The sequence below is a fragment of the Neisseria sp. HMSC070F02 genome, assembly GCF_001814225.1.
Taxonomy (GTDB): domain Bacteria; phylum Pseudomonadota; class Gammaproteobacteria; order Burkholderiales; family Neisseriaceae; genus Neisseria; species Neisseria meningitidis.
In genome coordinates this window covers 32,178-43,871 of record NZ_KV815446.1, presented here as the reverse complement: position 1 = coordinate 43,871, position 11,694 = coordinate 32,178, and the positions used below count along the sequence as shown (strand labels likewise).

Sequence of the window (11,694 nt, the reverse complement as noted above, 5' to 3'; positions counted from 1 at the left end):
TCAGACGGCATATGAAATGAAAATGCCGTCTGAAGGTCTGAGGAGGACGGGATGAAACCCAAATTCAAAACCGTTTTAACCGCGCTGCTTTTGGCGGTTTCCCTGCCGTCTATGGCGGCAACCCATGTTTTGATGGAAACCGATATGGGCAATATCCGTTTGGTTTTGGACGAATCCAAAGCACCCAAAACCGTTGCCAATTTCGTGCGCTATGCCCGAAAAGGCTTTTACGACAATACGATTTTTCACCGCGTTATCGACGGTTTTGTTATCCAGGGCGGCGGATTTACCGAGGACTTGGTACAAAAGGCAAGCGATAAGGCCGTTGCCAACGAATCCGGCAACGGTTTGAAAAACACTGTCGGCACCATCGCCATGGCGCGGACGGCCGATCCGGATTCCGCCACCAGCCAATTCTTTATCAATCTGGCGGACAATGATTCACTCAACTACAAAAACGGACAATACGGCTATACCGTTTTCGGCAGGGTCGAAAGCGGCATGGACGCCGTTTCCAAAATCGCCCGCGTCAAAACCGCCACGCGCGGCTTTTATCAAAACGTACCCGTACAGCCCGTCAAAATCCGTCGCGTTGTTGTCGGGCAGTAACACGCAGACAGACGTTCAGACGGCGTCGCCCGTTTCCCAAAAAACGCCGTTTAAATTAAAAAAATATTTTAAAACAGACAGTTGATATTGACAAATTCAAACCGAGGATTTTAAAATGCTGCCAAGCCAAGCCAAGCCAAGCCAAGCCAAGCCAAGCCCTGATCTAAGCGACACAGCCGGGGCGAACACCGAGGCAATCTACACTTCAGACGGCATTACCGCCAACTCTACCCAACTCGAACAGCTCAAAAAACTGTTTCCCGCCTGTTTTGACGCAGACGGAAATTTCCTTATCGACAGATTACAAGCCGAAATTGCGCCACAGACCGACATCGGACGCGAATTTTACGAAATGAACTGGCTGGGCAAATCATATGCCCGCCTGCTTCGCAACCTGCCGCCCGAAACCCTGATAAGTGAAGATAAGACGCACAACGCCAAGCCCGAAAATGCAGGCAGCCAAAACCTGCTGATTCGTGGCGACAATCTAGAAGTGTTGAAACACTTAAAAAACGCCTATACAAACAGCGTGAAGATGATTTACATCGACCCGCCCTACAACACTGGCTCGGACGGCTTTGTCTATCAGGACGACCGCAAATTCACCCCAGCCGAACTTGCCCGCCTGGCGAATATTGACGAAGACGAAGCCGCGCGGATTTTAGATTTCACCGACAAAGGCTCAAACTCGCACAGCGCATGGCTCACCTTTATGTATCCGCGCCTGTATGTCGCCCGCGAACTGTTAAAGGACGACGGCGTGATTTTTATCTCGATTGACGATAACGAAGCGGCGCAGTTGAAATTGTTGTGTGATGAAGTGTTTGGGGAAGGGAATTTTATTAAAGATTTAATTGTTAATACATCAGAAGGTGGTGGTAATGCAAAATATGTTGTAAATGGGCATGAAACTGTTTTAGTTTATGCGAAAGATATTACTCATTTTGACAATCTAAAAAGACCAAAAGATATACGCGGCAAAAAAATTGTAATCAATGATGAATTATATTGGATACAGGAAGATGCCGTTCGCGAACAGTTTGGCAAATATGGGAACTTGCATTACGAAGATATTATTGAAATAAAAGGAATTGAGTTTAAAAACAAAATTGATAAAGATATTGAAAATAATGAATATATCTTAATTCCGAAGTCTTATGGGAAAACAATTATTGGAAAACTTAGAAAAGTATCCGATGATTTTTCCAAATTTCATAGCATCTTAAATATTGGAAATATAAGTAAAAATCTTACTAAAGATGGTATTCGTGAATTAGAAGAGTTGTTTGAAACTGGAAAAGGTTATTCTCCTTTTGAAACACCAAAACCATTAGATTTATTGAAAAGATTAGTTCTTTCTGCAACTTTCAAGGGAAATCAAACTGACCTAATCCTAGACTTCTTCGCAGGCAGCGGCACAACCGCCCACGCCGTGATGCAGCTTAACGCCGAAGGACAAAACGGTAACCGCCGCTATATCTGTGTACAGCTTCCCGAAAAAACCGCTGAAAAATCCGAAGCCCGTAAAGCAGGCTACCCGACCATCTTCGACATCACCAAAGCCCGCATAGAAAAAGCCGCCGCCAAAATCCGCGTCGAACATCCCGATTACACGGGCGATTCGGGCTTCAAAATCTTTCAAACGGCAGACAATTTCAGGCAGCATCCGGACAAGGATTTTTCGCCCGAACAACCGGATTTGCCGCTTAACGATGAATTAAGCGAAGAACAGCTGCAAACGCTTCTGACCACCTGGACGCTGTATGACGGGGCGGCACTGACCACGCCGGTTGAGCCTGTGCGGTTAGGGGCTTACACGGCGTATCTGTGCGAAAAACGGCTGTATCTGATGAATGCCGGTTTTACTTCTGCCGATTTGTTGGCGTTTATCCGCAAGCTGGACGACGATGCGGCTTTCAATCCCAACCGCGTGATTGTATTCGGCAGCAATATGGCAAGCGCCATGCAGCACGAACTTGACCAGGCGGTTCGCGGTTATGCCAATAAAAAAGAGATTGAGTTGAATGTGGTTATCAGGGTTTGACGGAGGCAATTCATGAGCGGTTTTAATTACGAGAAAAACCAGCCGCACCAAATGCGGGCGGTTTCGGCGGTTTTGGGCGTGTTTGACGGGGCAACGCCCAAATATCGGACGGCAGACGAAAATCCCGAACTTTTGTTTGCTGCAAAACAATACGCAAACAATATCCTGAAAGTGCAAAGCCAAAACGGTATAGACGGCCGATTCCCCGACCGTTCGGACGACCAAAATATCCTTGATATTTCCATGGAAACGGGCACGGGCAAAACCTATACCTACACACAAACCATGTTCGAGCTGCACCGTTGGCTGGGCGTGTTCAAATTTATCGTGGTCGTGCCGACTTTGTCCATTAAGGCGGGAACACAGCAGTTTTTGCAAAGCAAGGCTTTGGCAGAGCATTTTGAACAGGATTTCGGCGGCGATTATGAAGGCGTGCGCCTGAAAACCTATGTGGTGGAAAGCGCGAAAAAGAATAAGGGCAAAAAGTCCAATGCGCCCATAACGATTGAGCAATTTGTCAAAGCGGAAAACAAAAAGGAAATCCATGTGCTGCTGATTAACGCGGGCATGGTTAATTCGTCGTCCATGAACGATACGGGCGACAAGGCATTGAAAGATTTGTTTGACAATCCCGTTGATGCATTGGCCGCCGTGCGCCCGTTTGTGATTGTGGACGAACCGCATAAATTCCCGACCCGGGAGAGCGCGAAAACGTGGGGCAATATCAAACGCTTAAAACCGCAATATATTTTGCGCTACGGTGCGACATTTAACGATGAATATTACAACTTGCTTTACCGTTTGACGGCAGTAGACGCGTTTAACGACGGGCTGGTCAAAGGCGTGCGCGTGTTTCAGGAAGAAATGCAGGGCGGCATGGATGCGGCGGTAAAACTGGTGTCGTCGGGCGGCAAAGAAGCGAAATTTGAATTAAACGAAAAGGACAAAAAGCAGACGTTCAAACTGGCAAAAGGCGAAGATTTGGCGCAAATCCATCCGGCTATTTCGGATTTGAAAATCGACAAAATGAATAAAACCGTGGTGGTGTTAAGCAACGGCTTGGAGTTGAAAACGGGTGCCGTCATCAACCCTTATTCCTATTCGCAAACGGTGCAGGATGCGATGATGCAGCGGGCGGTTGCCGAACATTTCAAGCTGGAACGCGCGCTTTTGGCAGAACGCGCGCCACAGCCCAAAATCAAGCCGCTGACGCTGTTTTTTATTGACGATATCGCGGGCTACCGCAGCGGCAACGAGCTTTCAGGCAGCCTGAAAGATAAATTTGAAAGCTGGATTCGCGCGGAAGCGGCACGCCGTCTGAAAACGGAAAGCGACCCGTTTTACCGCGATTACCTGCAAAAGACGTTGGACGATGTATCCGCCTGCCACGGCGGCTATTTTTCCAAAGACAATACAGACAGCGACGATAGAATCGAGCAGGAAATCAATGAAATCCTGCACGATAAGGAAAAACTGCTGTCTTTGGACAACCCGCGCCGCTTTATTTTTTCCAAATGGACGCTGCGCGAAGGCTGGGACAATCCCAACGTTTTCCAGATTTGCAAACTGCGTTCCAGCGGCAGCACGACTTCCAAGCTGCAAGAAGTCGGACGCGGCCTGCGCCTGCCGGTAAACGAGCTGATGGCGCGGGTGCGCGATGTACCGTACAAACTGAATTATTTTGTCGATAGCAGCGAAAAAGACTTTGTGAAGCAGCTTGTCGGCGAAATCAACGACAATTCTTTTCAGGAAGAAATCTCCAAAAAGTTTACCGAAGAGCTGAAACAAAAAATATTGCAAAAATACCCCGATATCAAACCGCTGGTATTGGTAAACCAACTGTTTTCAGACGGCATCATTGACGACAATGAAAACTTTGCCGAAGACGGCTATGACAAATTAAAAGCCGCCTATCCCGAAGCCTTCCCCAAAGGTTTGGACAAAGGCAAAGTCAGCAACGCCAAAGACGAGGGCAAAGACACCATCATCATGCGCGAAGGCAAATATGAAGAACTCAAAGCCTTGTGGGAGCTGATTCACCATAAAGCCGTTTTGCAGTACAAAATCAAGGATGAAGCCGAATTTGTCGATTTATTTACCGCCTATTTGCGTGAAAACGCCGCCAAATTCCCGCAGGCAGGCATACGCACGGCGGTAAACGAAGCTTATATCAACAACGGGCTTATGCTTTCCCGCCGCATAGACAGTTTTGAAGATGAAGATTTTATCCGTTTTAACACAATGACTTACCGTGAGCTTCTGGAAAAACTGGCACAAACGGCAAAAATCCGCATGCAGACTTTGCATCAGGCGTTTTATCGCGTCCGCGACGAACTGAACATTGGCGATTTTTTGAATATGCAGACCATCGCCCAAATCAAAAACGGCTTCAACCGGTTTTTGCTTCATCATTCCTTCCATAAATTTGAACTGGATTACCGGCTTGTCGGCAGCAAAATCCATCCGACCAAATTTACCGATAAAGACGGCAAACCGCGCGCGGTGAAAAAAGCAGATTTGGGCAGATTTGAAGATACGGAGCACCGGCCTGCCGCCGGCTATCTCTTCGACGAAATTTTCTACGATTCGGATATAGAACATGAAAATGTCGCCAACAACCAAATTGAAGGCGTAACCGTATTCACCAAAATACCGAGAAACTCCATCAAAATCCCCGTTGCCGGCGGCGGCACGTATTCGCCCGATTTTGCCTATATCGTGAAAACCAAAAGCGGCGAGATTCTGAACTTTGTGATTGAAGCCAAAGGGACTGACGGGGCGGAAGATTTGCGAAAAAGCGAAGAGCGGAAAATCAAACATGCCGAAAAGCTGTTTGCCGAGATTTCCAAAGAAATCAAGGTGGTGTTCAAAACGCAGTTTGACGGCGAGAGGATAGCCGAACTGATCGGGCAAAATATGCCCGCAGGCGGGCATTCTGAAAACGGACACTGAGAAACAAATGTTTGGAAGCCGTCTGCTTCGGGATTTTAAAATGCCGTCTGAAACGCCAAACGGGCTTCAGACGGCATTTTTGACGGCGGGGGGTTACGCGCCGCAGGTTTTCGGCTTGTTCGCCAGAATGTTGATGACTTTGCGTTCGGCTTTTTGCGGCGCGATTTTGATTTCGCTTTCGTCTTCTTCGCTGCCGTCTGAAAAACGTTCGGGCATTTTTTCGCTGTCAAACGCCAAATCGCCGCCGTGTTTCAGGGTTTGACCGCGTTCCAATCCGGCAAAGTCGAAGAGTTCGGTATCGGCAAGGTGGGAAGGGACGACGTTTTGCAGGGCGGAGAACATCGATTCGATGCGGCCGGGAAAGCGTTTGTCCCAATCGCGCAGCATATCGCCGATGACTTGGCGTTGCAGGTTGGGTTGCGAGCCGCAGAGGTTGCACGGGATGATGGGGAATTGTTTTAATTCGGCGTATTTGATTAAGTCTTTTTCTTTTACATACGCCAGCGGACGGATGACGATGTGTTCGCCGTTGTCGCTCACCAGCTTGGGCGGCATGGCTTTGAGTTTTCCACCGTAAAACATATTTAAAAACATGGTGGCAAGGATGTCGTCACGGTGGTGTCCTAAGGCGATTTTGGTGCAGCCCAATTCTTTTGCGGTGCGGTAGAGGATGCCGCGGCGCAGGCGGCTGCACAGCGAACAAGTCGTTTTGCCTTCGTCTAATACGCGTTTGACGGTGGAGTAGGTGTCTTCTTCGACGATTTTGTACGGCACGCCTATGCTTTCGAGATAGGTCGGCAATACTTCTTCGGGGAAACCCGGCTGCTTTTGGTCGAGATTGACGGCGACCAGTTCAAAATCAATCGGCGCGCTGGCTTGGAGCTGGCGCAGGATGTCTAACAGGGCATAGCTGTCTTTGCCGCCGGAGAGGCAGACCATGATTTTGTCGTCCGGCTCGATCATATTGAAATCGTTAATCGCGTCGCCGACGGCGTGGCGCAGGCGTTTGCTGAGTTTGTTGTTTTCGAGTTCTTGTTTGGTTTTTTTGGACATGGCGGTTTGGGTTTGAAAATTAGAAAGGCGGCATTGTAACCGATTGACGGGGCGGCAATGCCGTCTGAAGGGCTTCAGACGGCATCGGCGGCTTATTCTGCATTTTCGGTTTTAAAGAAGAGATGAACCGCTTTGAAGCTGCCGCCGTTTGGGGCGGACAGTGTTTTTTGTGCGGCGGAGAATTTAATCACGGCAAGGGCGGTAAAGTTTTCCGAATCTTGAACGCTGTCGAGTACGATGCCGGCCTCTTCGCCGTCTGCCGCCAGCAGGATGCCTGCTTCGGCTGCCGAATTTCCCGACAATACCGCCAAGCCGCGTTTGAGCTGCCCCCGATACTGGGCACGGGCAATGATTTCCTGTCCCGGATAGCAGCCTTTTTTGAAGTGTACGCCGCCGATGATGTGCTGGTTGAGCATTTGGGCGACGGCGGTTTCTTTGGTAGCCGCGCATATCCACGGGTAACCGCTGCGGATTTCGTGCAGCCGCCACGCGTTTTCGGCGGCGGCATCATAAGGCGGCAAGGCGTTTTTGGGGGCGATGTGCAAAATGCCCCGATGGGGCAGGACGACGGTGCAGATGCCGTCTGAAACGCATTCGGCGGTAAAGACGAGACTGGGTTCTTGCGCGGCAAGCGGTTCGGCGGATGCTTCCAATTCCGCGTCGACGGCGTAATCTTCAAGGATTTCAAAAACGGCTTTGGCACGCAACACAAACATCCGCAAACGTTTGACCGTTGCTTCAAGCAAGTCTTGCGCCATAATCAGCAGCAAATCGCCGCCTCGGTTGACGACAATCATATTGGCGATGACACGGCCTTTGGGCGTGTTGTAAGTCGCATAACACGCCTGCCCGGTCTGAAGATTATTGATGTCGTTGGAAAGCTGTCCGTGCAGGAAGGTTTGGCGGTCTTCGCCGCTGACGCGTACCACGCCGAAAAAGGGCAGTAAGGTTTTCATCATTTGCGTACTCTGAAATATAAAGGAAATCTGTTTATGCGGTTGCCGCATCTTTCTTCACGGCGGTTATTTTGATTTCGACGCGCCACTCCGGACGGGCGAGCCGCGCTTCCACGCAGGCGCGGGCGGGCGTTCTGCCGGCGGCAACCCAAGCGTCCCACACGCCGTTCATTTCCGCATAGTCGCCCATATCGCGCAGATAGATGACCGCATCCAAAACGTGCGCTTTGTCCGAGCCGCATTCCGCCAGCCAGCGGTCGATTTGGGCAAGCACGTCGGCAGTCTGTTCGGCAGCCGTTTCACCGTTTTCGGGAACCATGCCGGAGAGGAAAATCAAGCCGTTTGCGCCGACGGCTTCGGAATAGCGGGGCGTTGTGCCGAAATATCGGATATCCATATCGGTTTCCTTCGATAAAGGGGATATATGGTAACATTGCGCTTGACCGATTTCCATGTTTTGCATGACGAAAAATGAGTAAACACACTTATCCGATAACACCTGCCGTGCGCGTTTTGCGTGAAAACGGCATCGAATTTGAACCTTTTACCTATGCCTATGAGGAACACGGCGGCACGGCGCAGTTTGCCCGACTATTCGGCAAAGACGAACACTTGGTCATTAAAACCATTGTTTTGCAAGATGAAAACGGTAAGGGGCTGATTGTCTTGATGCACGGCGACAAGCAGATTTCAACCCGCAATCTAGCGCGGCATTTGGGTGCGAAACACATCGAATCCGCCACGCCCGTACAGGCAAACAAGTGGACGGGCTATCTGGTCGGCGGCACAACGCCGTTCGGCATCCGGACAAAGTTGGATATTTACGTCGAACAGTCGGTGATGGATTTGGAAACCATCTATATCAACGGCGGAAAACGCGGGTTCATTATCGGCATCCGTCCCGGAGATTTAAATATTTTGAACCCGAAAACAATACAGGCGGCGGTTTGACGGGAAAGTATAAAGGAACAATATGGACAAAGATTTGTATGCCGTATTGGGCGTGTCGCCGCAGGCGGGAGCGGACGAAATCAAACGCGCCTACCGCAATGAGGAACGCGGGCGGCAGGAAGAGGCATTCCGCCGCGAACAGGCGCGCAGGGAGCAGTTTTACCGCGAACAGATGCGCCGCGAACAGGCGTTCAGACAGGCGTTTGAACGGCAGGCCTCACGTTCGCGCCATGCTTACGAACCGTCCGGCGGCGGAAGCGGGCGCAACTATGTCCTCGCCGCCTACATCCTGTTCGGTTTGGGTGCAATCATGCTGTTCATGCCCATAGTCGGCGTGATTTTCGCCTATATGCCCATAGTCGGCGTGATTCTCGCCTATATGAAACGGAACAGTTTGGACAGCATTGTCTATGCCGCACATACCGAATACCTGATTAAAACCTTTTGGCGCACATTTTGGCTTTATATTTTGGGTGCGCTGACTGCCCTTTTGGGTATCGGCGTGCTGATTATTATTGCAACGAACGTCTGGTATTTCTACCGCATCATCGCCGGCTTTATCCGCTTCAACGGCGGCAGGGCGGTTGCACCCGAGAAATGGATATAGTATGGCTTACCTGTTAATCAGCATCGTGTTCAGCGTGTCGGTTTCCATTTTGCTGAAAATGGCAAGGAAGAAAAAAATCGACATCGCGCAGGCGGTCGCCGTCAATTATGTGGTCGCGGTCATACTGACCCTGCTGGTATTGAAGCCGGATGTCGGCAATATCGGCGCATTTTTGCCGACATGGTGGCTGTTTGCCGCATTGGGCGTGCTGCTGCCGTCCGTATTTGTCATTATGGGCAAATCCGTAGAATCCGCCGGTATCGTCAAATCCGACGCGGCGCAGCGTTTGTCGCTGTTTTTGCCGATTGTTGCCGCCTTGACGCTGTTTGGCGAAAAACTCAGCGAAGGCAGACTAATCGGGCTGTGCCTCGCATTTGCCGCGCTGTTCTGCCTGCTTTGGAAACACGGCGGCGGCAAAAAATCAGGCAGCGCGTGGCGGCAGGCGGCATTGCTGCTGGGCGTGTGGGCGGGTTACGGCATTATCGACATCCTGTTCAAACAGCTTGCCAAAAGCGGCACGGCATTTTCAGGCAACCTGCTGGTTGCATTTGTGCTGGCAGGTGTGCTGATGTTTGCCTGCCTGTTTGCCAAATCGGTCAGATGGCGCGTTGAGAGTGTGGTCGGCGGCATACTCTTGGGCGGTTTGAACTTCATGAACATCGTAACCTACATCACCGCGCACCAAATGATGAAGGACAATCCCACGCTGGTTTTTGCCGGTATGAATATCGGCGTGATTGTTTTGGGGACGCTTTCGGGCGCACTGTTTTTTAAGGAAAAAATCAACACAATCAATACGGCGGGAATCGTGTTGGCACTGTGTTCCATCGCCTGCCTGTTTTATTGGGCGGAGGTCAAGGCACTGTTCGGCATATAATCCGGCTGATTGATATAACAAAATGCCGTCTGAAGCAGTATCCCTGCTTCAGACGGCATTTGTCTGCAACGTTACAGATGGGGGTTCATCAGGTTCTCGGGAGAGAGGATGCGGTTGAGTTCTTCTTCGCTCAACAGCCCGCGTTCCAAGACAACCTCGCGCACGCCTTTGCCGGTTTGGGCGCAGATTTTGCCGACCAAATCGCCGTTGTGGTGTCCGATATACGGATTCAGATAAGTCACCAAACCGATGGAGTTGAAAACGTAACGTTCGCAGATTTCGCGGTTGACCGTAATGCCTTTGACGCATTTGTCGGACAGGTTGACTGCGGCATTGCCCAAGAGGGAAATGGTTTCAAACATACATTGGGCGATGACCGGCTCCATCACGTTTAATTGCAGTTGCCCGGCTTCGGCGGCGAAGGTAATCGTCGTGTCGTTGCCGATGACTTTGAAGCAGACTTGGTTGACCACTTCGGGAATCACGGGATTGACTTTGGCAGGCATAATGGAAGAACCGGCCTGTAATTCGGGCAGGTTGATTTCTTTCAAGCCGGCACGCGGGCCGGAAGAGAGCAGGCGCAAGTCGTTGCAGATTTTGGAGAGTTTGACCGCCGTGCGCTTCAATGCGCCGTGTACCATCACATATGCGCCGCAGTCGGAGGTCGCCTCAATCAGGTTTTCGGTCAGTTTGCAAGGCAAGCCGCTGACTTCGGAGAGTTTTTTGACCACCAGTTCGGCGTAGCCTTTGGGCGTGTTCACGCCCGTGCCGATTGCCGTTGCGCCCAAATTGACTTCCAACAGCAGTTGGCGCGTGCGGTCGAGGTTGAGGATTTCTTCTTCCAACAACACTTGGAAAGATTGGAATTCTTGTCCTGTAGTCATTGGCACGGCATCTTGAAGCTGGGTGCGGCCCATTTTCAAAACGTCTTTAAACTCTTCGGCTTTGGCGGCAAAGGCGTTTTTCAGGACGGCCAGTTTGTCGAGCAATTCGCCGATGCTGTAATACACGGCAAGGCGGAAGCCGGTAGGGTAGGCATCGTTGGTGGATTGGCTGGCGTTGACATGATCCATCGGATTGACGATATCGTAGCGGCCTTTCTCATAGCCCAAGGCTTCCAATGCGAGGTTGGCGATGACTTCGTTGGTGTTCATATTGACCGAAGTTCCCGCACCGCCCTGATACACGTCGGAGGGGAATTGGTCGAGGCAGCGGTTGTTCAGCAGAACTTCGTCGCAAGCCTTTTCAATGGCGGCGGCGATTTCGGGCTTGACCGCGCCCAACTTACCGTTTGCCTGTGCCGTCGCCTTTTTCACCATCACCATACTGCGGACAAACTGCGGCACGTCAGAAATTTTTTGTGTGGAGATTTTAAAGTTTTCAATGGCGCGCAGAGTGTGGATGCCCCAATACACTTCGGCGGGAATCTCGCGGTCGCCCAATAAATCGTGTTCGATACGGACAGTCATGTTTTTACCTTTGTAAGTCGGATAATTAATATTGAAAAAATGCGCCATCGGAAAGATGCCGCCGCAGGATGAACACTATACCGGCCGGATGAAATTGTCCATATCGTATGCCGTCTGAAAACGGGAAACGTTGTTTTCGGGTGTTATAGTGGATTAACAAAAATCAGGACAAGGCA

Annotated in this window: 10 protein-coding genes; 6 read left to right on the top strand and 4 right to left on the bottom strand. The window is 50.5% G+C overall.

The genetic code is table 11. The features are described 5' to 3' along the window. Positions 1–51: 51 nt before the first annotated feature. The 3 genes from HMPREF2959_RS07015 to HMPREF2959_RS07005 all read left to right on the top strand — a co-directional run bounded on the left by HMPREF2959_RS07015 (position 52) and on the right by HMPREF2959_RS07005 (position 5,605). Positions 52–609, top strand: coding sequence for a peptidylprolyl isomerase (locus HMPREF2959_RS07015; RefSeq protein ID WP_002243558.1), 558 nt, complete (start codon positions 52–54; stop codon positions 607–609). 115 nt (positions 610–724) lie between these two features. After that, positions 725–2,653, top strand: coding sequence for a site-specific DNA-methyltransferase (locus HMPREF2959_RS07010; RefSeq protein WP_246829043.1), 1,929 nt, complete (start codon positions 725–727; stop codon positions 2,651–2,653). Between the two features lie 12 nt (positions 2,654–2,665). Then, complete coding sequence (locus HMPREF2959_RS07005) at positions 2,666–5,605, top strand: type III restriction-modification system endonuclease (protein ID WP_070696573.1); 2,940 nt, start codon at positions 2,666–2,668, stop codon at positions 5,603–5,605. 93 nt (positions 5,606–5,698) lie between these two features. On the opposite strand, the gene ttcA is transcribed toward HMPREF2959_RS07005, so the two are convergent. The 3 genes from ttcA to HMPREF2959_RS06990 form a co-directional block, all read right to left on the bottom strand. Beyond that, positions 5,699–6,658 (bottom strand): tRNA 2-thiocytidine(32) synthetase TtcA, encoded by a 960-nt coding sequence (gene ttcA, locus HMPREF2959_RS07000; protein ID WP_002224505.1) that lies wholly within the window; start codon positions 6,656–6,658, stop codon positions 5,699–5,701. A 92-nt stretch (positions 6,659–6,750) separates the two neighbouring features. After that, entirely contained in the window at positions 6,751–7,614 is an 864-nt protein-coding gene (locus HMPREF2959_RS06995) for a CAF17-like 4Fe-4S cluster assembly/insertion protein YgfZ (RefSeq protein ID WP_070696585.1), read from the bottom strand. A gap of 34 nt (positions 7,615–7,648) precedes the next feature. Next, complete coding sequence (locus HMPREF2959_RS06990; RefSeq protein WP_002217102.1) at positions 7,649–8,011, bottom strand: RidA family protein; 363 nt, start codon at positions 8,009–8,011, stop codon at positions 7,649–7,651. A gap of 74 nt (positions 8,012–8,085) precedes the next feature. On the opposite strand from HMPREF2959_RS06990, the gene ybaK reads away from it, so the two are divergent. Genes ybaK through HMPREF2959_RS06975 form a run of 3 tightly spaced genes read left to right on the top strand, consistent with a single transcriptional unit; the run spans position 8,086 to position 10,049 of the window. Further along, on the top strand, positions 8,086–8,565 hold the full coding sequence (ybaK, locus tag HMPREF2959_RS06985; protein ID WP_002243554.1) for a Cys-tRNA(Pro) deacylase: 480 nt from the start codon (positions 8,086–8,088) through the stop codon (positions 8,563–8,565). Between the two features lie 22 nt (positions 8,566–8,587). Further along, complete coding sequence (locus HMPREF2959_RS06980; RefSeq protein WP_002243553.1) at positions 8,588–9,172, top strand: hypothetical protein; 585 nt, start codon at positions 8,588–8,590, stop codon at positions 9,170–9,172. 1 nt (position 9,173) lies between these two features. Continuing rightward, positions 9,174–10,049, top strand: coding sequence for a DMT family transporter (locus HMPREF2959_RS06975; protein WP_002243552.1), 876 nt, complete (start codon positions 9,174–9,176; stop codon positions 10,047–10,049). Positions 10,050–10,120: 71 nt separating this feature from the next. Here HMPREF2959_RS06975 and aspA read toward each other — a convergent pair whose 3' ends face one another. After that, positions 10,121–11,518 carry an aspartate ammonia-lyase gene (gene aspA, locus HMPREF2959_RS06970; protein WP_002239792.1) on the bottom strand — a complete coding sequence of 466 codons (1,398 nt, stop codon included), beginning with the start codon at positions 11,516–11,518 and terminating at the stop codon, positions 10,121–10,123. Positions 11,519–11,694 lie beyond the last annotated feature (176 nt).

Excerpts from the sequence above, each read along its gene's own strand:
- HMPREF2959_RS07015 (WP_002243558.1), top strand. The coding sequence starts at position 52 with ATGAAACCCAAATTCAAAACCGTTTTAACCGCGCTGCTTTTGGCGGTT.
- HMPREF2959_RS07010 (WP_246829043.1), top strand. The coding sequence starts at position 725 with ATGCTGCCAAGCCAAGCCAAGCCAAGCCAAGCCAAGCCAAGCCCTGAT.
- HMPREF2959_RS07005 (WP_070696573.1), top strand. The coding sequence starts at position 2,666 with ATGAGCGGTTTTAATTACGAGAAAAACCAGCCGCACCAAATGCGGGCG.
- ttcA (WP_002224505.1), bottom strand. The coding sequence starts at position 6,658 with ATGTCCAAAAAAACCAAACAAGAACTCGAAAACAACAAACTCAGCAAA.
- HMPREF2959_RS06995 (WP_070696585.1), bottom strand. The coding sequence starts at position 7,614 with ATGAAAACCTTACTGCCCTTTTTCGGCGTGGTACGCGTCAGCGGCGAA.
- HMPREF2959_RS06990 (WP_002217102.1), bottom strand. The coding sequence starts at position 8,011 with ATGGATATCCGATATTTCGGCACAACGCCCCGCTATTCCGAAGCCGTC.
- ybaK (WP_002243554.1), top strand. The coding sequence starts at position 8,086 with ATGAGTAAACACACTTATCCGATAACACCTGCCGTGCGCGTTTTGCGT.
- HMPREF2959_RS06980 (WP_002243553.1), top strand. The coding sequence starts at position 8,588 with ATGGACAAAGATTTGTATGCCGTATTGGGCGTGTCGCCGCAGGCGGGA.
- HMPREF2959_RS06975 (WP_002243552.1), top strand. The coding sequence starts at position 9,174 with ATGGCTTACCTGTTAATCAGCATCGTGTTCAGCGTGTCGGTTTCCATT.
- aspA (WP_002239792.1), bottom strand. The coding sequence starts at position 11,518 with ATGACTGTCCGTATCGAACACGATTTATTGGGCGACCGCGAGATTCCC.